Source organism: Arthrobacter sp. CAN_A214, assembly GCF_015751955.1.
Classification (GTDB): Bacteria; Actinomycetota; Actinomycetes; order Actinomycetales; family Micrococcaceae; genus Arthrobacter_D.
In genome coordinates this window covers 23,853-46,477 of the sequence record NZ_JADOUU010000001.1, presented here as the reverse complement: position 1 = coordinate 46,477, position 22,625 = coordinate 23,853, and the positions used below count along the sequence as shown (strand labels likewise).

Below are 22,625 nucleotides of genomic sequence, written 5' to 3'. Positions count from 1 at the left end.
CCGGCGTCGCAGTTGGTTGGCGCCGGTCCCCATCTGCTTGACTGGGTGCATGTCTGATACCAACAGTGGCTTCGATCCGACGGCGAGCTCCCTGGCGGGGGATGTGGCCCCCGAGGTCCTGGCTGAACTCTTCTCCGTGCGCAGCAGCATCGACAACATCGACGCGACGCTGGTCTATCTGCTGGCCGAGCGATTCAAGGCCACCCAGCGCGTGGGCCACCTCAAAGCCGAGCACCGCCTGCCCCCGGGAGACCCCGACCGCGAGGCGGCCCAGATCGCCCGGCTTCGCGCGCTCGCCGAGGAAGCCCACCTTGACCCGGCCTTCGCTGAGAAGTTCCTGAACTTCATCATCTCCGAAGTCATCCGGCACCATCAGGCCATCTCCGACACCCGGAACGCACGGGATGCCCCGGCAGATCCTGGCTCGTCGGACAGCGACACCGACGAAACCGCCGCTGGCCACTCCGCTGACCACTCCGGGGGGCACCTTGAAAGCTGATTCCTCGACGCATGGAGTGACAGCGACCGCCCTCGGCGAATGGCCGGGATCCGATCCCTTCGAAGCTCAGCGGATCATCCGGGGTGAGCTCGGCGACCCGCACCTACCCTTCCTGGCGGCGCTGCCGGACCGCGGCCCGGGCAGCGACGCACTGGGGCGGACGCTGGCGATGCTGGTCGAGCTGCCGTTCGACCTCCAGCCGCACGGCTGGCGCCTCGTTGCACACCCCGGCCGGGACCAGCGACGGGCAGAGTCCGCGCTGTCCTCCGACATCAACGCCCTCGGCGATATCGCGGGGGCCGAGGAGGCACCGGCCGGGCGGATCAAGATCCACCTGAGGGGTCCCCTCTCGCTGGCAGCCGACGTGCACCTGCACTCCGGTGAACGCGCACTGCTCGATGCCGGTGCGCGGCGTGAGATCTATGAGTCGCTGGCCGTGGGAGCCGCGCGGCTGGTGCAGCGTATCGCGGCGGTCTCGCGCGGTGCCGCACCCGTCGTGCAACTGGACGAGCCCGACGTCGATGCCGTCCTCGCCGGCCGGATTCCCACCGCGAGCGGGTACCGGACGCTCCGGGCCATCGACCGGCGCGAGGCAACCGACGCCTGGGGCCTCCTCCACGCGGCGCTCCGGTCAGCAGGTTCCCCCAGGACGGTCCTTGCCATACCAGCGGACGACGTCGTCCTCGATGCCGCACTGTCCAGCCCGGCCGAAGCCCTCGCTCTTGGGGTTCCGGGCATCAGCGACCGGCAATGGGAGCGACTGGCGGAGGCAGTGGAGGCGGGCCGGGAACTATGGACCGGCGTGCTTCCGGTAGCGGGTTCCCTGTCGCAGGTGAGCGCCGTCGTCCGGACCATCCTGGATCCGTGGCAGCGGATCGGCCTGCCGCTGTCGGCGCTCGACGCGCTGACGCTCGTACCCGTCGGCGGTCTGGCCGCACTGAGCCCCGCGACGGCCCGGCTTGCCCTGACCCGGCTCGCCCAGGCGGCCGACGCCCTGAACCAGGTGCGTGCGGAAGGCTAGGTCCGCTCCTCCCACCTGAGTGGCTGGGCACCAAGAGGCAGGGTGCCGTCGGATTGCTCGAGGCGGTAGTCGAAAGGACCCGCGTAGACCAGGAGCGTGCCCAGCTGCCGGTGAACCACGCGGGTGCTGATCCGGAACCGTCCGCTGTCCGCGTCCCACCACTGCTCCATGTAGGCAAGGGCCCCGACGGCGTCGGGTACCGGGATGCGGACCCCGGCATAGAGGCGCGTGGCCGAGGACACCATGCGCATGCGGCCGTCCTCGGTGACCGAGCAGGTGAGCGCCGTGGCAATACGGCGGTGGCGGCCCACGTAATCGGTCAACCGGTTGCCGCTGAGGGAGGTGGTGTCCTCGAAGAGCCGCCGGACCGTGCCGAAATCGATTTCCCGCCGTGCCGTCAGTGCGGGCCGGCCGAAGGGGTCGAGGTGCGCGTAGTTCCGGATGGTGAACGGCACGCGGCTGGAATATTCGGGGAAGAAGGCGTTCTCCAGAGCGGTCAGTCGGAAAACGGGCCGCGCGAACCAGGCAGGGCACCCGGCGACGTCGAACGTGCCTTCCCCGATCCCGAACGCGCCGCTGCCGGCGTGCAGCCCGAAGTACTCCTGGAGCTCCGGCTGCAGCTTCGCGAATTCCCTACCCAGGACATGTTGATAAATAGATCGCACGATTCCAGCTCCCTCTTCTCGAAAATCAGTCTGCCACGCCCGTCGACCCCAGTGGCCGGACGGGATCAGAGCCGCCCTGCAGCCTTGAGCCGGATGTACGCGTCGGCGAGTTTCGGCGGAAGATCGCCGGGACTCTCATCCACCACCTCCGCGCCGAGGAGCCGGAGATGAGCGGTGACGGCCTCCCGGTCCAGCAGTGCGCGCTCGGCGGCGGCCGCGCGGAAGGCATCCGATGCCGTGGCCCGTTGGGACCGCATCTCCTCGAGGTGGGGATCCCGCACGGAGGCGATCACCACCACATGCTGCGCCGTCAGGCTCGAAAGGACCGGCAGAAGGCCTTCTTCCACCGAGCCGGAGTCGAGGGAGGTCAACAGCACGACCAGTGACCGGTGCGCGGATATCGAACGGATCTGGGAGGGGATGCGGGACCAGTCGGCCTCGATGAGTTCGGCCTCGAGGGGGGCCATTGTCGTGACCAGGGCGTTGATCAGGTTGCCTTTCGCCGCCGAATCGACGCGGGCCCTCCGCCGCCGGTCGAACGCCAGGAAGTCCACTTTGTCGCCGCCGCGCTGCGCGAGGACTGCCAGTAGCAGTGCGGCTTCGATCCCGGTGTCCAGCCGCGGCTCATCGCCGATACGGGCCGCTGAGGTCCGGGAGGTGTCAAGCACGATCACCACGCGCCGGTCACGCTCCGGACGCCAGGTGCGCACCACGGTGTCCCGTTTCCGCGCGGTCGCCCGCCAGTCGATGGAGCGTACGTCGTCTCCGCGGACGTAGTCGCGCAGCGAATCGAACTCGGTCCCGCCACCCCGGATCTGTACGGCAGCGCGGCCGTCCAGCTCGCGCAACCGGCGGAGCTTCGACGGAAGATGACGTTTGGAGTGGAACGGTGGCAGGACCCGGAGGCTTCCCGGCGCCGGTACGGTGACCTGCCGGGCGGCCAGGCCCAGCGGGCCGCTGCTGCGGATGGTCACTGCGGTTACGCCGAGGATGCCCCGGCGCTCGGGCACCAACGTGATATCCATCCGCCGCGTTTCACCGGCCGGCACGGAAAGCTGCTGCTCAGGATCGACGGCGCCGGCCGAAGGCTGCCACGCCTCGCGGAGCGTTGACCTCAACATCCTGGAGCTGTCATTACGGACGAGGAGGGTGCTGGCACATTGCTCACCGAGGCGCACGCTGCCCGGCAGGTCACGGCGTATTCCCACCTTCCGGGGAGAAGCGGCGAGTGCAAGGTCCACTGCCACCCCGGCAGCCAGCAGCAGGAGCCAGAGGAGGATCGCGGTGCTTCCCGGGTACACGATAACGGGCACGACGCCGAGCAGCGCGAGCAGCAGGAGCCTCCCGGTGATGACCATGGCCTGACCGTCAGCGCGGTACCGGAACGGTGGCGAGGATCCCCGACAGCACGTCATCCACGCTTCCGCCGTCCATCTCGGCCTCGGGCCTCAGTGCGACGCGGTGCCGCAGTGCGGGAAGCGTCAGGGCCTTCACATCGTCCGGGGTCACGAAGGATCGGCCCGACAGCCATGCCCACGATCGCGACGTGCTCAGCAGGGCTGTCGCGCCGCGCGGGGACACTCCGAGCTGGAACGACGGCGACACGCGGGTCGCCCGCACGAGGTCCACGATGTACGCCACGACCTCAGGAGCGATCGCCACCCGGCTCACGGCACGGCGGGCGGCGTCGAGGTCTTCCGCGCCGGCCACCGGCCGCACACCGGCGGCCGACAGGTTCCGGGGATCGAAGCCCTCACTGTGCCGGCGGATCACCTCGATCTCGTCGTCCCGCCCGGGCAGGGGAAGCGTCAGCTTGAGCAGGAAGCGGTCCAGTTGCGCTTCGGGCAGGGGATAGGTGCCCTCGTATTCCACGGGGTTCTGCGTTGCGGCAACGATGAACGGCGTAGGAAGCGCCCGTGACACCCCGTCCACCGATACCTGCCGCTCCTCCATGGCTTCGAGCAGCGCGGCCTGCGTCTTGGGCGGCGTCCGGTTGATTTCGTCCGCGAGCAGGATGTTGGTGAAGACGGGCCCCTCCCGGAAAGTGAATTCGGATGTCCGCGCCTCGTAGATCAGCGATCCCGTGATGTCCCCCGGCATGAGGTCGGGTGTGAACTGGACGCGTTTCGTTTCAAGGCTCAGCGCCGTGGAAAGCGTCCTTACCAGCAGGGTCTTCGCGACGCCGGGCACCCCCTCGAGGAGGACATGCCCATCCGAGAGGAGTGCGATCAGGAGGCCCGTGACGGCGGCATCCTGGCCCACGATGGCCTTTCCCACCTCGGTCCGGACGTCGAGCAGGGAACGGCGCGCGGGCTCGATGTCCAGAAGAGGGGCGTGTTCCTGTTGGAGGCCGTTGTTCGGATTCATTGCTGGTTGATCTCCTTTTCAAGATCGAGAAGTTCCTGCGAGAACTGCACGAGTTCCCGGTTGCCGTTTGGAATGCGGTCGATGATCCGTGCCAGGTCGGGCCGTGGACGCCCGGTGCGAACCGCCGCGGCGTCGATGACCTCGCTGCGCGTGCTCGAATGCGGCAACCTCAGGCGTCTTGCCAGTCGACTCAGGGTTGCAGCCTGCAGGTTCGCCGCCGCATGCTGCACCGACTTCGAATCCTGGTACAGCCTCGCACGGCCCTCTGCCGTTTCAGCGGCGCGGACGACGACGGGGAGCGGCTCGGTCGCGAGCGGACCGAGGCGCCGTCCACGCCAGAGAATCGCTATTCCCGAGCAGATCAGGAGCCACACCATGAGCGGATTGACCCAGTCCGGAAGCAGGTTCCGGGCATCGACGGGGGTTCCGGTGGTCGCCAGGTCCGCGGTGGTGGGCAGGTACCAGACCAGGACCGGTTCGCTGCCGAGCACCCGTAGCGCCAGTGCGGCGTTGCCCGCATCGGAGATTCCCTCATTGGTGAGAACGTCCGCATTTCCGATCACTGCAGTGTCCTGGTTCGCCGTGGTGACGTAGGAGCTGCCGGCGCTTCCGTCGGTCATCGACGCCGCCGGGAAGCATTCGGATGGTCCTGAATAGCCGCTTCCGCCGCTGGTGATGCTGCCGGCGGCGCGGGCGTCGTCGTCCTCGCACTGCGCCCGGACCGTGTCCGGTTCGTCCGACAGGGGACCTACGGTGCTGATGGCGGGAGCGAGGACGTCCAGCTGGTCCTCCGTCGGTGCGGCGAGCACGATGCGGGCCGAGGCGCCGGTGAACCCGGCGAGCTGCTCGTCGTTGAGCCAACGGTCGGGGTCGGAAAGGAAGAGCGTGGTGCCCTCCGACAGGCTCTCGAGCGCTTCCGCGTACGATCCCGGGCGAACCACCCGGACGCCCTGGTCCTGGAGTACCTGGACCAGGGCGCGCGACCCGCCGGGTGACGCATTGCCCGGGGACAGTGGGCGGGTGTCCTCCTCGGATCGTGTCAGTGTGGTCAGCACTACGACGGCGGCGACCACCAGCGTGAGCAGGAGGAACGGCAGCGAGCACCGGAACCGCCTGCGGGCCGTGTCGAGGACGGTGGCGCCGTTCCCCATCACCTCCGCTGCGGAGGCCGCTCCGCCGGGACGGTCATCGGCATCCGGCCGGGGAGCGGCCACCGGAGCGGGAGACGCATGGGCCGCAGCAGCGGGAGGTCGTGCCGCGCTGCTCATCGAGGAGCTACCGGAACGGTCGGAGAGAGTGCCGGCGAAGGACGCATATCTTCGAGCAGGCCATCCAGCGTCGCTGCACGCTGCTGGTCGTCGGCTGACGCCCGGAGGTGACCGTAGTGCACCTCGTTGAAGCGGTTGGCCAACCACTCGATCTCCGGGGAGGGGCGGGGGAAGGCCTCCCCGAGTTGCAGCGCCGCTTCGGAGGCGGTCCGCCCGGGCCGACTGTCGAGGACGACCCGTTCCTCGGCCGACCGGATGATGGCCCGTAGCCTCTCCGTCAGGGCCTCGTCCCAGTGCCCGGAGGCCGCGGCCGCCTCCGCGCGGGCTCGGTGCCCTGCCGCGGTCCGGACCTGGCTTCCAGAAAAGACGCCGGACCCGGCGGGGGCGCCGCGTGCGTTGAGTCGCGGCCGGACCAGCACAACGGCGATGAGGATCAGCACGGCCGCGCCTACCGCCAGCACGATCGTGCCGGCGCCGGCGTCGAGCCCCTGCAGGGACGAGAAGCTTGTCTCCAGCCAGTCCAGCACGCTGGTGATCAGCCGCTCCAGCAGGGTCGGCTGGGCTTCCTGATAGACGGACTTCGCGAGTTCTTCGTCAAGAAGTCCACGCGCTTCGTCGGCGTCGGGGAGGAGGTCCGAATGGGTCGGGTCGACCATCACGATCCTTCCTTCCCGGGCCCGCCGGAGGATCCATGGCCGAAATGCGCCGATGCGCCCGGGAGGGCATCGCCGGGTGCGTTTCCGGCCTGCTCATGCTCCTTCATCAGGACGACGTCGAACCCTTCGCGACGGATCCGCAGGTCGATGTAGAGCAGCGCGGTCACGCCGGCCTGGAAGGCGTACCCGATGGCGGTGAAGAACGCGGTAATGCCCTGGGTGACCAGCAGGAGGGGCAGCGAACTGGAGAAGTCCGAACCCATGGCCAGCGGGGAATCGCCGAAGCTGAAGAGGAGCGGAAGAAGGAACGCGAGCGGAGCGGAGATGACCGAGGCGATGATCGTCACGATGATGCTGGTCAGGACGACGATGCCGAACGTCCTCCACCAGTTGCGGCGCGTCAGTACCCACGAGCGTTTGAGGGAGGCGAACGGGCCTGTGCCTTCGAGCATGAGGACCGCCGGTGCCACCACCAGTTTGATGCCGAGCCAGATTCCCAGGGCAACGACGCCGAAGAACAGCGGAATGATGATCCACAGCGAGATAGCTTCCAGAGCGACGGCGAGACCCACGGAGATCAGGACGAAAACGCCGAGTACGACGGCCGTCAGGACAGCGAGCAGCAGCCCGAGCAGGATCAGCGGCAGTATTCTCCTGCCCGCCAGCTTCCACATCCGGCTGAAGCCGGTCCTCTGGTTGAGGACCGCTCGCGCCACGGGGATCACGAGGACCCCCTGAAGGATCAGCAGCCCGGCCGCGGATACCACCGTGATGACCGAGGTGAAGGATGCGAGTGTCGCGAACAACCCGCCGAGCTCCTCGGTGGAGGCGGTCTCGGGGTCCAGCTGGTCGAGTGCCGCGAACAATCCCGAGGTCATGAGCACCGTCACCACGGTCACGATCGCCTGGAAGAGGATCGCGCTGCCGAAGGTGGCCAGGGGGTTTCGCCGGCAGGCCTGGAAAGCGCCGTCGAGCATCTCCCCCAGACCGAGGGGACGCAGCGGAATCACTCCCGGCTTCGGGGGAGCGAGGTACATCCCGTTCTGCCCGTTCTGCCAGTTCTGCCCGCTCTGCGGGAGCCCGTAGCCGGGCCACTGCGGCGGTTGCCCCCACTGGTCTGCAGGGGGAGACGGATGGCCATAGGGCTGGTTCGCGGGACCGGCGTTTCCGCCGGGGGAGGAGTTCCGGTTCGGATCCGGCCCTGCAGGAGGGGACGGCAGGGCGTTCGGAGCTTGCCAGGCGGCGTCCTCGGGAGGGCCGTCCTGCGGATAATTGCCCATGATGTCCCCCTGGAAGCGAGCGCCGCCTACCTCTGTCATCTTGAACTATAGTTTCAGCCCCCGCATCCTGCGGGGATGGGCCGCGGATCACTGCAGGCCGCCGGTGACTGTCCTCCGCCCGCCCCTCCCGGGTCCGCGGCGCGCTGGGTGTCGAGCCAATGGGACATTGCGGCCCCGATGGGAGACTATTGAGCTATGAAGGCTCGAATTCTGGTGATTGATGACGACGAAGCCCTGTCCGAGATGATAGGGATCGTGCTGCGCAACGACGGTTTTGATCCCGTGTTCTGCGCTGATGGGGCCGCGGCACTCGGTATCTTCCAGGCCACCCAACCCGACCTGGTCCTGCTCGACCTGATGCTGCCGGGACTGGACGGCATCGAGGTCTGCCGGCAGATCCGCAACGAGTCCGATCTGCCCATCGTGATGCTGACCGCGAAGTCCGACACGTCCGACGTCGTGCGCGGCCTTGAATCGGGTGCTGACGACTACGTTCCCAAGCCGTTCAAACCGGCCGAGCTCGTGGCCCGCGTTCGTGCGCGGCTGCGCCCGGGGGACCTGCGGGCACCCGAGACGCTGAAGATCGGAGACGTCAGCATCGACGTCGCCGGGCATTCCGTGACCCGGGCAGGTGTCCGCGTTTCCCTGACGCCGCTCGAATTCGACCTCCTGGTGGCGCTCGCACGGAAGCCCTGGCAGGTCTTCACCCGAGAGCTGCTGCTCGAGCAGGTGTGGGGCTACCGGCACGCTGCGGATACCCGGCTCGTCAATGTCCATGTCCAGAGGTTGCGCTCCAAGATCGAGCGGGACCCGGAAGCGCCTGAGATTGTGCTGACCGTACGCGGAGTCGGGTACAAGGCGGGTCAAGGATAGTTTGAGCACGTCGGCGGATCCAGCGCAACGCCCTGCCCGGACCCGGCGTTGGTACGAGCCGCTCCGGACCGGCGGCGCCTCCGTCGCACGCCGCTGGCGGAGGTCGCTGCAATTCCGTACCGTCGTCGCGACGATCCTGCTGACCTCCGTCGCGTTCGCCGTCGTCGGGGGATTCCTCTCCAACCGGGTTGCCAGCGCCCTCTACGTGGAACGGTTCGGACAGTTCCAGGAGGAATCGACGAACGCGCTGGCGGACGTCAAGACTGTTTTCAGCGAGACACCGGCGACCGACCGGGAAACCACCGACCGGCTCGCCCTCGACACGTTGACCGGTCTCACCGGCACAGGTGCAGACGCTCCCCGGCAGTGGATCCTGACGCCGCTGCCCGGCCAGCAGGGCTACTTCGTGCCGCCGCGCGCGAGCGTTGAAGGCGCTGCCGCCTCAGCGCTCATCCCTCAGGAGATGACCGACGCCATCATCGCGGGGAACGACCAGTATTGGGCGCCGATCGAGATTCCGGTGTCAGAACAGTCGGGCCGGCGGAATGCGCCGGGAGTGGCGTTCGGAACGAAGGTCACGCTGCCGCCCGACCGCACCGTGTATGCCCTGTACATCTACTACGACCTCTCCTCCATGCAGGGAACGCTCGACGACATCCACCGGGTGCTGTGGGCGGCAGGCACTGCCCTGCTGGCGATCGTCGGTGCGGTGGCCTGGTTCGTGACCCGCAGTGTGGTGCGTCCGGTCAGCCACGCGGCCTTCGTGTCGGAGAAGCTTGCAGCGGGTCAACTGCAGGAGCGGATGGACGTGCGCGGAGAGGACGAGGTAGCGCGGCTCGGTGCTTCCTTCAACCGAATGGCTGCCAACCTGCAGGACCAGATCACCCAGCTGGCCCAGCTGTCCCAGATGCAGCAGCGTTTCGTCTCGGACGTGTCACATGAGCTGCGGACTCCCCTCACGACGGTGCGGATGGCTGCCGAGGTTCTCTTCGATGCGCGCCGTGATTTCGATCCAGTCAACAAGCGGTCCGCCGAGATCCTGTTCGACCAGGTGGAGCGGTTCCAGTCCCTGCTCGCGGATCTGCTGGAGATATCCCGGTTCGACGCCGGCGCTGCAGTCCTCGAGCCCGAGCCGGCTGATATCTTCCAGATCGTCCGGTATGTGATCGCCGGTGCGGAGCCGCTCGCCGACAACTCCGGGTCCGTGGTTGCCATCGTGTCCGAGGAAACCAGCTGCGTGGTGGAAGTGGATTCGCGGAGGATCGACCGCATCCTGCGAAACCTCCTGGTCAACGCACTGGAGCACGGCGAAGGGAAACCGATCGACATCCACATAGCGTCAGGGCCCGATGCGGTGGCCGTGGCAGTTCGGGACCACGGCATCGGGATGACGCCGACGGAGGCGTCCCGGGTGTTCGATCGATTCTGGCGGGCCGACCCCGCCCGGGCCCGGACTACCGGTGGGAGCGGACTCGGGCTCTCCATCGCCGCCGAGGATGCACGGCTTCACGGAGCCTGGCTGCAGGCCTGGGGCGCGCCGGGCGATGGCTCCTGTTTTCGGCTGACCCTTCCGAGGCGTCAGGGCAGCGATGTGAACGTATCACCCTTGTCGCTGCCGCCGCGCCGGGCCGCCACGCCGGGCGGGGTGCCGTCAGGTGGGGTGCCTCCGGACGCCCCGGTGGAGGTTCTTGCAGGTCGCAGTGTCCCTGAGGAGGAGACCAATGAGATCCCCTGACAGGTTCTCCCGGCAGGGTGCGCCGGCCATGGTACTTGCTGTCGTACTCTCCATCGCCGGTTGCTCGGCCATTCCGAGGAGCGGCCCGGTGAGCACCATAACCGCCGCCGCAGAGGACGAAGGAATTTCCGCCCAGGAATTCTCGCCCGAGGGTCCGTCCGAAGGTGCGGCCCCCGAGCGGATACTGCAGGATTTCATCACTGCGGGTACCGGCGCGGGGGATGGTTACAGCGTCGCCCGACAGTACTTGACCCCCGCCCTTGCCGCTTCCTGGCAACCGGAGAACCGGATCGTCATCTTCCGCGCGGATCCGCGTATCGTGCAGCGCGGCGACGAGGAGGAGGGTCCCTACCTGATCCAGCTCGAAACCACCGGCACCATCGACGAACAGGGCGTCCGGACGAACTCGCTCCTGCCCTCGAGCGAAACCATCACTGCCGAGATGGTCCAGGTCGATGGGCAGTGGAGGATCAGCGAGATCCCCGACGGCATCCTGATCACCGAGAGCAACGCGCGCGCCCTGACGATCTCCCACACACTGTATTTCTACAGCAGCAACTACCTGTACTGGGTACCGGATGTCCGCTGGTTCGTCCGTCGGACAGGAGTGACGGCGCGCATTGTCCAGGCCATGCTCGCCGGCCCTGCGCCGTACCTCCAGGGTTCCGTCACGAGCGCGTTTCCCGAGGGAGTGACCCTCGCACGCGAATCAGTGCCGATCCGGTCCGGGGTGGCATCAGTTGAACTTTCGGAGGAGGTACTCGAGGACGCCACCGAGCTCCGTCTGGAACAGATGCAGCAGCAACTACAGACCAATCTCGTCGGACTCAACGACGTCACGAGCGTGGAAATGACTGCGGGGCAGCCCATTCCGCTGGATGAGCCCGAGGAGGACCTCGTGGTGCCGGTGCTCAATCCTCCGGTAGGCAATGAGCAGGTGGCAGTTTCCGCGAACGAACTCGTGACCCTCCGCAACGGAGCAGTGGTGCCCATCGATAATCTCCCCTCCGTCGCTTCCTATGGGCCGAAAGACCCGGCCACGTCGGTGTCGGGCAGCAACTATGCGTTCCTGTCAGGGGATGGGACCAGGCTGCTCGCCACTGCCCCTGGCAGTGAGGTGCGTCTTGCCGCCGAAGGTACGGGCCTGACTGCGCCGAGTTTCGATCCGGGCAACTGGGTGTGGACGGCACGGTCCGTCACGGGTGGTGCCTCCGATCAGGGGACCGAGGTAGTCGCCGTCCCTCCGGGCGGAACGGGCGCGAACGCCGTCATCGTTTCTGCGCCGTGGCTCGCCGATCGCATCGTGCGGGAACTGAGGATCTCGCGGGATGGCGCCCGTGCCCTGCTCGTTGCCGAGCGGGCAGGTGTTACGGAAGTGCTCCTGGCCGGTATCACCCGTTCCGCCGAGTTCGTGCCGCAGTCCTTCAACGCCCCGCTCACGTTGACGGTCGAGGGAGACATCGACACAGCCAAATGGGCCGGCGACACGACGATCGTTGCATCCGGCGCCTCCGCAGCAGCCACATCCGTCCCCGTCATCCACGAACTCAGCGGGTCGAGCGAACTGATGAACCCACTCACCGGCGTCGTCAACATCAGTGCGGGCAGCAACGTCGATGATGCCTTCTACGCCCAGGTCGGTGACTTGCTGCTGCGGCGGCTGGGAAGTGCGTGGACCGAGGACGCGCAGAATATCCAGGACCCTGCCTTCCCCGGTTGACACGGCGGACGCCTGATTCGCCGCGCGGACCGCCTGACGGATTCGTCACGGGCGGCCCGAGTGCGGCCTCGTCGGGTGGCGCGCTTGTCCCCATGGGCGAATCGACGTCCTGACTCACCGACCGGCCTGCGATCCTTGAGCCATGGTTCCGGTGGTCCTCAAGGCATGGATCCTCAAAGCAGCGGACCGGCTTGTGCTGGCACCTGCCTGGCAAGTGTGCGCTGAGGCTACGGGGAGCTTCTGGTCACTGATCTTTCCCACGGCTTGTATTCGATGCGGTGCCTGGGACCAGTCCCTGTGCAGTGCCTGCCTCGCCGATTTCCGGCGAGCTACCGTTCGGCCGTTCCGAGCCGAAGCCGGCGCGGAGTCCCTTCCGGGGTATCTTGAGCCCCGGCGCGCGGGTCGACACTCGGATTCCACCCGGACCGGTGAACTTCAGGAATTCGTTCCCCTGCCGGTCACAGCGGCCGGGGTCTACGCGGGGTCCGTTGCCGGCACGGTGCTCGCTTTCAAGAACCACGGCCACACCGACCTCGAACGACCCCTCGCCGTTGCGTTGGCGGGCGCGCTGCATGCCGCGTGCGCAACGGTGCAAGGAGAGCCGGCCGCCTGCAACTACTTCCTCGTGCCTGTTCCCGGGAGGTCAGCCTCCATTCGGCGGCGCGGCTACGACCCACTCCGCCTCGTGCTGCAGGGCCTGGTGAAACGCGGCGAGCTTCCGGCAGGCACCCGCGTCGTCGTCGCCGTCAGACCGGCGTCCGCCTGGCAGCGCGTGGGCGACCGCCCGCTGCCGGTCAGGACAGTGCTTCTTTTTGCTGCCTTCGTGCGCAACAGAGCTGCCGGCGGCGGCCAGAAAGGCCTCGGGCGGCGGGGCAGGCAGCGTCAGGTAGCAGGTTCGATGGTTGTCTCGCCCGGAATTCGTGGCCGCTTGGGGGGTAGGGCCTGCCTTGTGATCGATGATGTCCTCACCACCGGTGCGACAGTGGCGGAAGTGACACGGGCGCTACGCGCGGCGGGCGCGGATGTGGCAGGCGCCGTCGTCATCGCGGCTGCGCGTCCACCCGCTGCTATGAAGCAAACTCCTTCCGCACCACAAGAAAAATCGGGCCACGCAGGGATGAATAAAGAACCCGGGTGAACTACCGTGAAGTATGGGTAGCACGATGACGAGCGTTACTCATCGACACCGGCCAGCAACTCCGTTCCCGGCCGGTGTTGCATCACCTTAGCGAAGTGGAGGGCACCATGGAATTTGTGATCAATGGTCGAAACCTGGAAATATCCGACCGGTTCCGCGAGTACGCGACGGAAAAGCTCGACAAGATCGAGCAGCTCGGAGACAAGGTCCAGAGGGTGGATGCGAAGATCACCAAGGAGTTGAGCGCCCGCATGGCGGATACCTCCCTGACCGTCGAACTCACGGTGTTGTGCAGGGGGCCGGTAGTCCGCGCCGAGGCATCCGCAGCTGACAAGTTCGCCGCTTTCGACCTCGCCTACAACAAGCTCCTCGAGCGCTTGCGCAGGGCGCGCGACCGCAGGAAGATCCACCACGGACGCCACACTCCCGTCGCCGTTCGCGAGGCGACTGCGGATCTGGAGCCCGCAAGCACGGGACAGCCGCTCTACCTGGAGACCCGGGCCGATGAAGTCGAGCCGACTGCTGCCGCTTCGGCCCCGGCTGACGCCTACGAGTCGCCGAATGATCTCCCAGCCGGGGATTCGCCGGTACTGATCCGCCGGAAGGTGTTCTCCGGGGCGTCGATGACGCTCGATGATGCGGTGGACAACATGGAACTCGTGGGCCACGACTTCTACCTCTTCGTCGATTCGGCCACGGGCGCGCCTTCGGTCGTATACCGCCGGCAGGCGTGGACGTACGGCGTCATCACGCTCGACGCGAAATGCGCCGAAGGGACAGAAGAGCCCCGTGAGGAAGTGCTCGCCTACCGCGCAACGGAAGCAGTTGCCTCAGCCTGATGGACCGGCCTGAAACCGCTTCGAACCTTTCTCCGCACACGACGTGTGCGGAGAAAGGTTCGACCCGGTGACCGCGCGCCTGAGTCTCTCGCAGGCGAGACGGATCGCCCTGAATGCCCAGGGGCTCGCAAGGGTTCGACCGGAAGGGCCGGTCTCGCCGGCAGCAGTTTCCCGAATCACACGCCGGCTTCAACTGCTCCAGATCGATTCGGTGAATGTCCTTTCGAGATCCCACTACCTGCCGGTGTTCTCCCGTGCCGGCAGTTACGACACCGGAGTGCTCGATCGGCTGTCCACCAGGCACCCGCGCCGGCTGGTGGAGTACTGGGCCCACGAAGCAAGTTTCATCGATCCGGAACTGTTTCCCTACCTCCGCCCGTGGCAGCGGCGCACCTGGATGGGCGCGTCGAAAATGGACCAGGAACTCCGCAACCACCTCGAGCCCAAAGTCCTCGATCTTCTCGGATCCGGCCCTGCACTCACCGCAACCCAGATCCAGCACCAACTGGGCCATGAGGAGGTCCGTTCGACCGACGGCTGGGGGTGGAACTGGAGCGCCGTGAAACGAGTGCTGGAGGACCTCTTCGGCCGGGGCGAAATCGGTGCAGCGGGGCGAAGTGCACAGTTCGAGCGGCAATACGGGCCGGTACGATCGGTGCTGCCTCATCCGGCTCTTGCCGACTCCAGCATCCCCGCGCAGGAGGCACTGCAGGTCCTCGCCGAACGAGCCTCCGGTGCCCTCGGCATCGGGACCGCGCGTTGCATAGCCGACTACTTCCGGACCCCCGTCCGGGAGACGACCGAGGCGATCCGCTTCCTCGAGGCCCGGGGCATCGTCCGGGCAGTGGAGGTGGACGGGTGGAACAAGCCCGTGTTCGTCTCATCATCGGCGGTCCTGCCGCGGCGCGCGGCGGGCAGGGCACTGCTCAGTCCCTTCGATTCGATGGTGTTCGAGCGTTCACGGCTACAGGCGCTCTTCGGTTTCCACTACCGCATAGAGATTTACACACCGGCCCCGAAGCGCCGCTATGGCTACTACGTGTTGCCCTTCCTCCTCCGCGAGACCATGGCCGCTCGGGTGGATCTCAAAGCCGACCGCAGCTCCGGAAGGCTGCTGGTGCGGGCAAGCCATGCCGAGCCCGAAGCACCCGCCGACACCGCCGTCGAACTGGCCACGGAGCTGTTGCTGATGGCGGCCTGGATGGGCCTGGGCAGTGTGGTGGTCGGGGAATCCGGCAATCTTTCCGCCGCTTTGCGGGCTGCGATCGACACGGCCTGAGGACTGCGCGGAACTGAAACGAGAGAGTGAGCGTCTAGCACGTAGACTGAACACGCCATATTTGGGCAGCCTTAGATTGGGAGCGAAAACCAGTGCCATCACTTCTTGAACGTGTTCTCCGTACCGGCGATAAGAAGACACTGAAGAAACTCCGGAACTACGCTGATGCGATCAATGTCCTCGAGAACGAGTTCCGCGAACTCTCCGACGCGGAGCTGCGCGGAGAAACAGACCGGCTGAAGAAACGCCATGAGGAGGGGGAGTCGCTCGATGCACTGCTTCCCGAAGCGTTCGCCGCTGTTCGCGAAGCCTCCAGCAGAACCCTCGGGTTGCGGCACTTCGACGTCCAGCTGATGGGCGGGGCAGCGCTGCACCTGGGCAATATCGCCGAAATGAAGACCGGTGAAGGCAAGACGCTCGTCGCGACGGCCCCGGCCTACCTCAACGCGCTGGCGGGCAAGGGCGTCCACATCGTCACCGTCAATGACTATCTGGCCGAATACCAGTCGGACCTCATGGGACGCGTCTTTCGTTTCCTCGGCCTGACGAGCGGCTGCATCCTTTCCAAACAGGACCCTGCGACGCGCCGCGAGCAATACGCCGCGGACATCACCTACGGCACGAACAATGAGTTCGGATTCGACTACCTCCGGGACAACATGGCCTGGAGCGCGAGCGAGCTGGTGCAGCGCGGTCATAGTTTCGCGATCGTCGACGAGGTCGATTCCATCCTGATCGACGAGGCACGGACACCCCTCATCATCAGCGGGCAGGCCTCCGGGGACGTGAACCGCTGGTACAACGAGTTCGCCAAGGTCGTCAAACGCCTCACGATCGACCATGACTACGAGGTGGATGAGAAAAAGCGCACCGTCGGTGTGCTGGAGGACGGCATCGAGAAGGTCGAGGACTATCTCGGCATCAACAACCTCTACGAGTCCGCCAACACGCCGCTCATCGGATTCCTGAACAACGCCATCAAGGCCAAGGAACTCTTCAAGCGCGACAAGGATTATGTGGTCCTCAACGGCGAAGTGATGATCGTCGACGAGCACACCGGGCGCATCCTCGCCGGTCGGCGCTACAACGAGGGAATGCACCAGGCGATCGAGGCCAAGGAAGGCGTCGAGATCAAGGCCGAGAACCAGACCCTGGCCACTGTCACGCTGCAGAACTACTTCCGCCTGTACGACAAGCTTTCCGGAATGACCGGCACCGCGGAGACCGAAGCCGCGGAGTTCATGTCCACCTACAAGCTCGGCGTCGTACCCATCCCCACCAACCGCGAAATGGCGCGCAAGGATCTGTCCGACCTCATCTACAAGAACGAGGTCGCGAAGTTCGACGCCGTCGTCAAGGACATCGTCGAGCGGCACGAGAGCGGGCAGCCTGTCCTGGTGGGTACGACCAGCGTCGAAAAGAGCGAGTACCTGTCGAAGCAGCTTGCCAAAGCCGGTGTGCGCCATGAGGTGCTCAACGCCAAGAACCATGCACGGGAAGCCGCTATCGTGGCCCAGGCCGGGCGCAAGGGAGCCGTCACGGTAGCCACCAACATGGCCGGCCGCGGAACCGACATCATGCTGGGCGGCAACGCGGAATTCAATGCAGTGGCGGAACTCGAGAAGCGGGGCCTTGACCCCGCCGAGAACGCCGAGGAGTACGAGGCTCAGTGGACCGTCGCGATCCAGGCTGCCAAGCACGCAGTGGAGGCCGAGCAGGAGGAGGTCCGCGAGCTGGGCGGACTCTACGTCCTGGGCACCGAACGGCATGAGTCACGCCGCATCGACAACCAGCTGCGTGGGCGTTCGGGCAGGCAGGGCGACCCGGGGCGGTCGCGGTTCTACCTGTCGCTGACGGATGACCTGATGCGGCTTTTCAACTCCGGCGGCGCCCAGCGCATCATGAACAGTTCGACCATGCCCGACGACGTCGCGCTCGAGTCGAAGCTCGTGTCGAAGGCCATCGAGAACGCCCAGGGGCAGGTCGAAGGCAGGAACGCGGAACAGCGCAAGAACGTCCTGAAGTACGACGACGTCCTCAACCGTCAGCGCGAGGCCATTTACGGTGACCGCCGGAGGATCCTCGAGGGCGGCGACCTCCAGGAAAAGGTCGGCTACTTCCTTGAGGACGTGGTGACAGCGATGGTCGATGAAGCGACGGCGCAGGGTCACGGGGACGACTGGGACTACGAGCTGCTCTGGACCAACCTCAAGACCCTGTACCCGATCACCCTGACCATCGATGAGGTTGTCGAGGAAGCCGGCGGCAAGTCGAAGATCACCCGCGACTTCCTGCACGCCGAGATACTCTCCGATGCGAAGCTGGCCTATGGGGCGAGGGAGCAGGCGCTCGGCGAACAGACCATGCGCGAACTCGAGCGCAGGGTGGTGCTCTCCGTGATCGGGCGGAAGTGGCAGGAGCATCTCTACGAGATGGACTACCTCAAGGAGGGTATCGGGCTGCGCGCCATGGCCCAGAGGGATCCGCTCGTCGAGTACCAACGAGAGGGCTTCGTGCTCTTCCAGGCGATGATGGAAGCCATTCGGGAAGAAAGCGTCGGGTACCTGTTCAATCTCGACGTCGAGGTGACGGCGCCCGCGACCACGGGCCTGCCGGGCGTGAAGGATGCCCGGGGACTTATCCAGTCGCCCACGATCAAGGCTGCCGGGCTCGATGCTCCTGAAAAGCCGGCAAGCCTGAACTTCTCCGCCCCGAATGCGCAGGGTGAGGTTGAAACCCACGTCGAGCGTTCAGGGACTGAAAAGCCGGGTCCCGGGGCGAAGGGTGAGGCCAGGGGCGACCAGCGCTCCGCGGCCAAGCGGAGGAAGAGCTGACTCCTCAACCGATCTCGAGGGCAGTGACCCTCCACGATCCGCGTCGTTGCTCAATGCGAAGGGCAACGGCGCGGACCCGTTTCTGGTCAAAAACCACTACCGCAGCCTCGTAGGCGGCGGGTTTGACGCAACATACCCGAACAGAACGGACGACGACATTCCGGTGCACCCGGAATGCCGGGTGCTGTCCCGGTAGTCCCGTCCCACTTCGTTCTGCGGCGATGCAGCGGATGAGGTTGGCCCGGAGTTGAAGGCGTTCGTAGCTGTCCGGGTCCAGCCACTTCGCCAGTTGCTGCAGGGGCCGCGTTCCTCCGAGGACCTCGAGAGATCCTTGGGCGACCGAGCGCGCGATTCCGCAAACGCGTGCATCCAGGGGATCCTCATCATCTGTAGTTGCATTCCCAGCCACCGGAACCGAAGACGCCGCAGGGGGAACAACGACGGACACTGCGTGCTGGCGGGGTTGCCGGGCCTGGCCCAGAAGTACTGGCCTCGGCCCGCCGCTCACGGCGGCCGAATCCACGGCTTCGATGGGTTGCAGGCGGGTGATGACCGACATTATTTTCGTTCCTTTCGCTGGCGACTCAGGGTGTTGGGGGAATTCGAAGGATTTGACCTGGGAAGAGCAACGAGGGATTTCCCCCGATAACCTCCCTGTTCGCGACGTACCAGGAAGGCCAGGCCCCTGCCACCTCGAGGTCGGTGGCGAACGCACCGAGGTGGGCCGCAGCGATGGTCCACAGGGAGTCGCCCGGTTTCACGATGACCTCGCCGGCCCCTCCAGCCATGCTGTCCGGACTTCGTGCAGTGTCGGTGCGGAGCACCAGTCCGCCGCCGGACGGGAACGGTAGGGGCTTCCAGGAAGGGGTGACATCCGGTCCCGCTGATTCGTCCCCTGCGGAGGCGTCCGCTTCCGCGGCTTCGTTCCCGGTCGGGCTCCCGGAGGTGCTTCCTCCGGAATGAACGGTCTCCCACCTCTGCAGGGTGCTGGCTGACTCGAAAAGCGGTGCTGCATTTGCCAACGCCGGAACGGCCAGCAGGTTCACTCCCAGTGCGGCTGCCGCCAGGCGCCTCATGAAGGCTGGTGAGAAACGGGCGGCAATCGAAGCTGCGTCTCGGTGCCCGCTGGTGGCAAGGAGTTGCGCCATCACTGCCGCGGCCGCCGCGAACATCCACCAGGTGATGATGCCGAGGCCGGCCACTGAACAGCCGATGCCAAGTATCTCCTCAATCCCTGCTGCCGGATCAGGCGACGCACTGCCGGCGAGGCGTGTCCCGGACCACCACAGGAGCGTGCCTACCATCAGCCCCGCAGCGCCGCATGCCGTATCCACTGAAACTGCTTTCATGCCCGACCTCCATTGCCCCTGTTATTAACCAGTTTGATACTGTTTGACTTCATTTGTCTACATTGAGCGTGTTTGTTGTGAAACGATTGCGTTGACTGAGTCCCCCGGTCGGCATAGGCTTCCCGCATGCGCTGGGCCGCCCTGTTCGATGACATGGAGTTACAGTTCTCGGCTGCCCTTCAGGCGGCGTCCGAGGAGGAAACAGCCAGCCTTTACCGGAGTGAGCAGGGACGCCTTGCCTTGACAGCCCGGCTCGCAGGGCAGGGTAATAGCGACGTGACGGTGAGGGTGGCCGGGGGACAGGATTTCGTGGGCCGCATCTCACACGTAGGGTCGGAATGGCTCGTGATGCGCTCGGGCGCCCGTTCCGTTCTGATACCGCTCGCCGCAGTCCAGGTTGTCCAGGGCTTGAGCCGGGCCGTCGGAGCGGCGCCCACGCGTGTACACGCGAGGCTCGGACTTGCCTCGGCACTCCGCACTCTGAGCCGGGACCGGCAGTCCGTGAGCGTGTATGCAGGCAGCGCAGATTCCCGGTACGACGGCGTCCTGGACAGGATCGGTCGGGACTTCCTCGAACTGGCGCTGGTTCCGACGGGTGAGGAGCGTCGTTCCACCAACGTTCTGGGCGTGCTGACCATGCCCTTTTCCGCAGTCTCAGCAGTAGTCACGCTCGTCTGACAGGACCGGCTGCTGCCGGGCCTTTCCGCCGCTTCGGACTAGCTGTTGGTAATGCTCTCCGGGTCCCGCAGGGAGGACGCGGTCTTTTCGTAGGCCTGCTTGATGTAATCCTCGAGCACAGTGGTCTCCACCCTCCACTGGCCGCGCCCTCCTACCTGAATGGCGGGCAGATCGCCGGAACGCACCAGCGCATAGGTCTGGGACGAACTGATGTTGAGGACTTCTCCCACGTCTGCGAGGGTGAGGAACCGTTTCTCAGCCACGACAGCCGCCTTCCTTTGCCGGATGAAACTTCGTCCCAATGATGTCATTCCAAACCGTCATCGCACCTACTTATCCACAACTCGGGTGTATTCGACCCCAATGGGCTAGTTTTGTACGCGGCGGAGAGAACAGGGGGCGCAGTGTCTACGAACAGTGCACGCGGCAGCAGGACCGGCGACGCGGAGAGGCTGAAGAAGCCCTCGTGGCGTGATCCACGCCTTCTGGTAGGCCTTCTCCTTGTCCTTGCTTCGACTGCCGGGGTCATCGCCCTGATCGGCAGCGCGGACCGGACCACCGGGGTCTACGCCGCGAAGAGCGACATCGCAGTGGGATCAATTCTGGTGCCCGATGATTTCGACGTGGTCCCCGTGCGTCTCGGCGAACTTGAATCGTCCTACGTCCTGGCAGCGGATGGTCTTCCGGAGAGCCCCATAGCCACCCGCCTTATCAAGCAGGGTGAGCTCGTACCGAGAGGCACGGTCGGCACAGCGGATGAGCTCGACCGCAAACCCGTCGGTTTGAGCGTCACTGATCCGCTGCCCACCGGCACTGCAGCCGGAGCGAGGGTGGATGTATGGGTTTCGCTCCGTGGACAAGGGACCGCTTTCGAAGAACCGGTCCTTCTCCTTGAAGCCGCCGAGGTGTCGGAGATCACCGTGAACGAGTCGGCACTTGGCGCGAACTCCTCGACGCTGGTGCACGTCCTCGTCGACGATCAGGCCATGCCGGCCCTCCTTGGCGCACTGTCGAACGAGGCCGCGATCGCCCTGGTACTGAACCCCGGCGGAAATTCATGAACATACCCGTCGTCACCGTCGGAGCCGCCGCCGGTGACCATGTGGCGGGTCTCGAAAAGCTACGGGGTCCGGTGACCGTCGTGCGCCGGTGCGAGGAACTGTCGGAGCTGATGGCTGCGTGTCAAAGCGGCCTCGCCCGTGCCGCTATCTTTGCTCCCGGTGCAGGCGAGTTGACCCTGACGATGCTCGAAAGGCTTCGCGGAGCGGGTGTGGCGGTCGTGGTGCTCACCGACGGCTCGCCCCAGCCCCACCTCGACCAATTGGGAGTACGTACCGCTCCATCCTCTATTCCGCCGGAGGAGCTTGCCGCCGTCGTGTCTTCAGCGGTCGAAAACCTCGCCGCCCAACCGGTGGGACAGGGTCCCGCCGCAGGGTATTCGGACCCGGCCGCCGCGCTGCAGCCAGTGCGCACCGAGGAAGGTGCCCAACCTGACACGCGTGGTGGAGGAACGGTCATCGCTGTATGGGGTCCGGCGGGATCTCCGGGCCGAACCACCGTCGCCGTGAACATGACGGCCGAGCTCGCTGCGGCCGGCACGGAGGTGTTGCTCATCGACGCGGATACGTACGGTGCAAGCGTTGCTGCCTCGCTCGGTCTCTTCGACGAGTCCGCGGGCCTCGCCCAGGCCTGCAGACTTGCTGACCAGGGCGCATTCGGTGCGACGGAACTCGCCCGTGTCATCACCACCGTGGCAGTGCAGGGAGGTCGGCTCGGCGTGCTGACCGGTATCACCAGGCCGGACCGCTGGCCCGAACTCCGGCCCGCGGCACTGGCCAGGGTGCTGGACAATGCGCGCTCCAGAGCCGCGGTCACCATCATCGACTGTGGATTCTGCCTGGAGTCCGACGAAGAGCTGAGCTTCGATACCGCTGCTCCGAGAAGGAACGGGGCAGCCCTGCGCAGCCTCGAACTCGCTGACACCATCCTTGCTGTCGGTGCGGCGGACGCGCTCGGGGTGCCGCGGCTGGTCCGGGCGCTCGCAGAACTGCGTGAAGCAGTACCCTCGGCAGTTCCCAGAGTGGTTTTCAACAAGGTCCGTGCCAGCTCCATCGGGCGATCCCCTGAGCACCAGTTGCGAGAGGCTTGGGACCGCTTCGGTTCGCTACACCGGATAGCCGCTTTCCTTCCCGCTGACTTCGCCGCTGCGGACAAGGCGCTGTTGGGAGGCTCAGCGCTGGTGGAAACCTCGCCGTCGTCGCCTCTGCGTGCAGCCATCGCGGAACTCGCTGATGTGCCTGTTGAACAACGGCGGCGCCGCCGGGTTGGAGCAGGGGACAACGAAGTGAAGTTTTGGAGGAAGCCCGTTAGTCTTCCAAGGTAAGAGGCCGCAAGGGTGCGGTCTTTAATTTCGTTTTGGAGGCG

The 22,625-nt window shown here is 66.1% G+C and carries 21 protein-coding genes; 12 read left to right on the top strand and 9 right to left on the bottom strand.

Annotated features, from left to right (window positions below; all coding sequences use genetic code 11):
- Positions 1–49 precede the first annotated feature (49 nt).
- Both IWX65_RS00185 and IWX65_RS00180 read left to right on the top strand, forming a co-directional pair.
- Positions 50–499 carry a chorismate mutase gene (locus IWX65_RS00185; protein ID WP_196880479.1) on the top strand — a complete coding sequence of 150 codons (450 nt, stop codon included), beginning with the start codon at positions 50–52 and terminating at the stop codon, positions 497–499.
- 16 nt (positions 500–515) lie between these two features.
- On the top strand, positions 516–1,520 hold the full coding sequence (locus tag IWX65_RS00180; protein ID WP_196880478.1) for a hypothetical protein: 1,005 nt from the start codon (positions 516–518) through the stop codon (positions 1,518–1,520).
- On the opposite strand, the gene IWX65_RS00175 is transcribed toward IWX65_RS00180, so the two are convergent.
- The 6 genes from IWX65_RS00175 to IWX65_RS00150 all read right to left on the bottom strand — a co-directional run bounded on the left by IWX65_RS00175 (position 1,517) and on the right by IWX65_RS00150 (position 7,756).
- Positions 1,517–2,188, bottom strand: a complete 672-nt coding sequence (locus tag IWX65_RS00175; protein ID WP_196880753.1) for a DUF4166 domain-containing protein — start codon at positions 2,186–2,188, stop codon at positions 1,517–1,519. The genes IWX65_RS00180 and IWX65_RS00175 overlap by 4 nt on opposite strands.
- 62 nt (positions 2,189–2,250) lie before the next feature.
- Positions 2,251–3,543 carry a DUF58 domain-containing protein gene (locus IWX65_RS00170; RefSeq protein WP_196880477.1) on the bottom strand — a complete coding sequence of 431 codons (1,293 nt, stop codon included), beginning with the start codon at positions 3,541–3,543 and terminating at the stop codon, positions 2,251–2,253.
- A gap of 10 nt (positions 3,544–3,553) precedes the next feature.
- Positions 3,554–4,552, bottom strand: coding sequence for an AAA family ATPase (locus IWX65_RS00165; protein WP_196880476.1), 999 nt, complete (start codon positions 4,550–4,552; stop codon positions 3,554–3,556).
- A complete protein-coding gene (locus IWX65_RS00160; protein WP_196880475.1) occupies positions 4,549–5,820 on the bottom strand; it encodes a DUF4350 domain-containing protein in 1,272 nt (423 codons plus the stop codon). Before IWX65_RS00160 ends, IWX65_RS00165 begins: the two co-directional genes overlap by 4 nt.
- Positions 5,817–6,476 carry a DUF4129 domain-containing protein gene (locus IWX65_RS00155; RefSeq protein ID WP_334683583.1) on the bottom strand — a complete coding sequence of 220 codons (660 nt, stop codon included), beginning with the start codon at positions 6,474–6,476 and terminating at the stop codon, positions 5,817–5,819. The genes IWX65_RS00160 and IWX65_RS00155 overlap by 4 nt, the downstream gene beginning before the upstream one ends.
- Entirely contained in the window at positions 6,476–7,756 is a 1,281-nt protein-coding gene (locus tag IWX65_RS00150) for a glycerophosphoryl diester phosphodiesterase membrane domain-containing protein (protein WP_196880473.1), read from the bottom strand. Before IWX65_RS00150 ends, IWX65_RS00155 begins: the two co-directional genes overlap by 1 nt.
- Positions 7,757–7,951: 195 nt before the next feature.
- On the opposite strand from IWX65_RS00150, the gene mtrA reads away from it, so the two are divergent.
- The 7 genes from mtrA (at position 7,952) to secA (ending at position 18,174) form a co-directional block, all read left to right on the top strand.
- Positions 7,952–8,629, top strand: a complete 678-nt coding sequence (mtrA, locus tag IWX65_RS00145; RefSeq protein ID WP_196880472.1) for an MtrAB system response regulator MtrA — start codon at positions 7,952–7,954, stop codon at positions 8,627–8,629.
- A gap of 1 nt (position 8,630) precedes the next feature.
- Positions 8,631–10,364, top strand: a complete 1,734-nt coding sequence (gene mtrB, locus IWX65_RS00140) for an MtrAB system histidine kinase MtrB (protein WP_196880471.1) — start codon at positions 8,631–8,633, stop codon at positions 10,362–10,364.
- Positions 10,365–10,452: 88 nt separating this feature from the next.
- Complete coding sequence (locus IWX65_RS00135) at positions 10,453–12,084, top strand: LpqB family beta-propeller domain-containing protein (protein WP_196880470.1); 1,632 nt, start codon at positions 10,453–10,455, stop codon at positions 12,082–12,084.
- Positions 12,085–12,226: 142 nt separating this feature from the next.
- Positions 12,227–13,222 carry a ComF family protein gene (locus tag IWX65_RS00130; RefSeq protein WP_196880469.1) on the top strand — a complete coding sequence of 332 codons (996 nt, stop codon included), beginning with the start codon at positions 12,227–12,229 and terminating at the stop codon, positions 13,220–13,222.
- A 107-nt stretch (positions 13,223–13,329) separates the two neighbouring features.
- On the top strand, positions 13,330–14,061 hold the full coding sequence (gene hpf / locus IWX65_RS00125) for a ribosome hibernation-promoting factor, HPF/YfiA family (protein WP_196880468.1): 732 nt from the start codon (positions 13,330–13,332) through the stop codon (positions 14,059–14,061).
- A gap of 67 nt (positions 14,062–14,128) precedes the next feature.
- Positions 14,129–15,340 carry a winged helix-turn-helix domain-containing protein gene (locus IWX65_RS00120; protein WP_196880467.1) on the top strand — a complete coding sequence of 404 codons (1,212 nt, stop codon included), beginning with the start codon at positions 14,129–14,131 and terminating at the stop codon, positions 15,338–15,340.
- Positions 15,341–15,432: 92 nt separating this feature from the next.
- Positions 15,433–18,174: a preprotein translocase subunit SecA gene (secA, locus tag IWX65_RS00115; RefSeq protein WP_196880466.1), complete on the top strand. Its 2,742-nt coding sequence runs from the start codon at positions 15,433–15,435 to the stop codon at positions 18,172–18,174.
- A 4-nt stretch (positions 18,175–18,178) separates the two neighbouring features.
- On the opposite strand, the gene IWX65_RS00110 is transcribed toward secA, so the two are convergent.
- Both IWX65_RS00110 and IWX65_RS00105 read right to left on the bottom strand, forming a co-directional pair.
- Positions 18,179–18,733: an Rv3235 family protein gene (locus tag IWX65_RS00110; protein WP_334683553.1), complete on the bottom strand. Its 555-nt coding sequence runs from the start codon at positions 18,731–18,733 to the stop codon at positions 18,179–18,181.
- A 25-nt stretch (positions 18,734–18,758) separates the two neighbouring features.
- The gene (locus IWX65_RS00105) at positions 18,759–19,523 is read right to left on the bottom strand and encodes a LysM peptidoglycan-binding domain-containing protein (protein WP_196880465.1); all 765 of its coding nucleotides are present in this window, start codon (positions 19,521–19,523) and stop codon (positions 18,759–18,761) included.
- A 126-nt stretch (positions 19,524–19,649) separates the two neighbouring features.
- Between IWX65_RS00105 and IWX65_RS00100 the strand changes: the two genes are divergently transcribed.
- Positions 19,650–20,201, top strand: a complete 552-nt coding sequence (locus IWX65_RS00100) for a hypothetical protein (protein ID WP_196880464.1) — start codon at positions 19,650–19,652, stop codon at positions 20,199–20,201.
- 38 nt (positions 20,202–20,239) lie between these two features.
- Here IWX65_RS00100 and IWX65_RS00095 read toward each other — a convergent pair whose 3' ends face one another.
- On the bottom strand, positions 20,240–20,464 hold the full coding sequence (locus IWX65_RS00095; RefSeq protein WP_196821155.1) for a helix-turn-helix domain-containing protein: 225 nt from the start codon (positions 20,462–20,464) through the stop codon (positions 20,240–20,242).
- A 141-nt stretch (positions 20,465–20,605) separates the two neighbouring features.
- On the opposite strand from IWX65_RS00095, the gene IWX65_RS00090 reads away from it, so the two are divergent.
- Both IWX65_RS00090 and IWX65_RS00085 read left to right on the top strand, forming a co-directional pair.
- Positions 20,606–21,262: a hypothetical protein gene (locus IWX65_RS00090; RefSeq protein WP_334683552.1), complete on the top strand. Its 657-nt coding sequence runs from the start codon at positions 20,606–20,608 to the stop codon at positions 21,260–21,262.
- The gene (locus tag IWX65_RS00085; RefSeq protein WP_196880462.1) at positions 21,259–22,584 is read left to right on the top strand and encodes an AAA family ATPase; all 1,326 of its coding nucleotides are present in this window, start codon (positions 21,259–21,261) and stop codon (positions 22,582–22,584) included. Before IWX65_RS00090 ends, IWX65_RS00085 begins: the two co-directional genes overlap by 4 nt.
- Positions 22,585–22,625 lie beyond the last annotated feature (41 nt).

Excerpts from the sequence above, each read along its gene's own strand:
- IWX65_RS00170 (WP_196880477.1), bottom strand. The coding sequence starts at position 3,543 with ATGGTCATCACCGGGAGGCTCCTGCTGCTCGCGCTGCTCGGCGTCGTG.
- IWX65_RS00150 (WP_196880473.1), bottom strand. The coding sequence starts at position 7,756 with ATGGGCAATTATCCGCAGGACGGCCCTCCCGAGGACGCCGCCTGGCAA.
- IWX65_RS00085 (WP_196880462.1), top strand. The coding sequence starts at position 21,259 with ATGAACATACCCGTCGTCACCGTCGGAGCCGCCGCCGGTGACCATGTG.
- IWX65_RS00185 (WP_196880479.1), top strand. The coding sequence starts at position 50 with ATGTCTGATACCAACAGTGGCTTCGATCCGACGGCGAGCTCCCTGGCG.
- IWX65_RS00160 (WP_196880475.1), bottom strand. The coding sequence starts at position 5,820 with ATGAGCAGCGCGGCACGACCTCCCGCTGCTGCGGCCCATGCGTCTCCC.
- IWX65_RS00155 (WP_334683583.1), bottom strand. The coding sequence starts at position 6,476 with ATGGTCGACCCGACCCATTCGGACCTCCTCCCCGACGCCGACGAAGCG.
- IWX65_RS00165 (WP_196880476.1), bottom strand. The coding sequence starts at position 4,552 with ATGAATCCGAACAACGGCCTCCAACAGGAACACGCCCCTCTTCTGGAC.
- IWX65_RS00105 (WP_196880465.1), bottom strand. The coding sequence starts at position 19,523 with ATGAAAGCAGTTTCAGTGGATACGGCATGCGGCGCTGCGGGGCTGATG.
- hpf (WP_196880468.1), top strand. The coding sequence starts at position 13,330 with ATGGAATTTGTGATCAATGGTCGAAACCTGGAAATATCCGACCGGTTC.
- IWX65_RS00130 (WP_196880469.1), top strand. The coding sequence starts at position 12,227 with ATGGTTCCGGTGGTCCTCAAGGCATGGATCCTCAAAGCAGCGGACCGG.
- mtrA (WP_196880472.1), top strand. The coding sequence starts at position 7,952 with ATGAAGGCTCGAATTCTGGTGATTGATGACGACGAAGCCCTGTCCGAG.
- IWX65_RS00100 (WP_196880464.1), top strand. The coding sequence starts at position 19,650 with ATGCGCTGGGCCGCCCTGTTCGATGACATGGAGTTACAGTTCTCGGCT.
- IWX65_RS00110 (WP_334683553.1), bottom strand. The coding sequence starts at position 18,733 with ATGTCGGTCATCACCCGCCTGCAACCCATCGAAGCCGTGGATTCGGCC.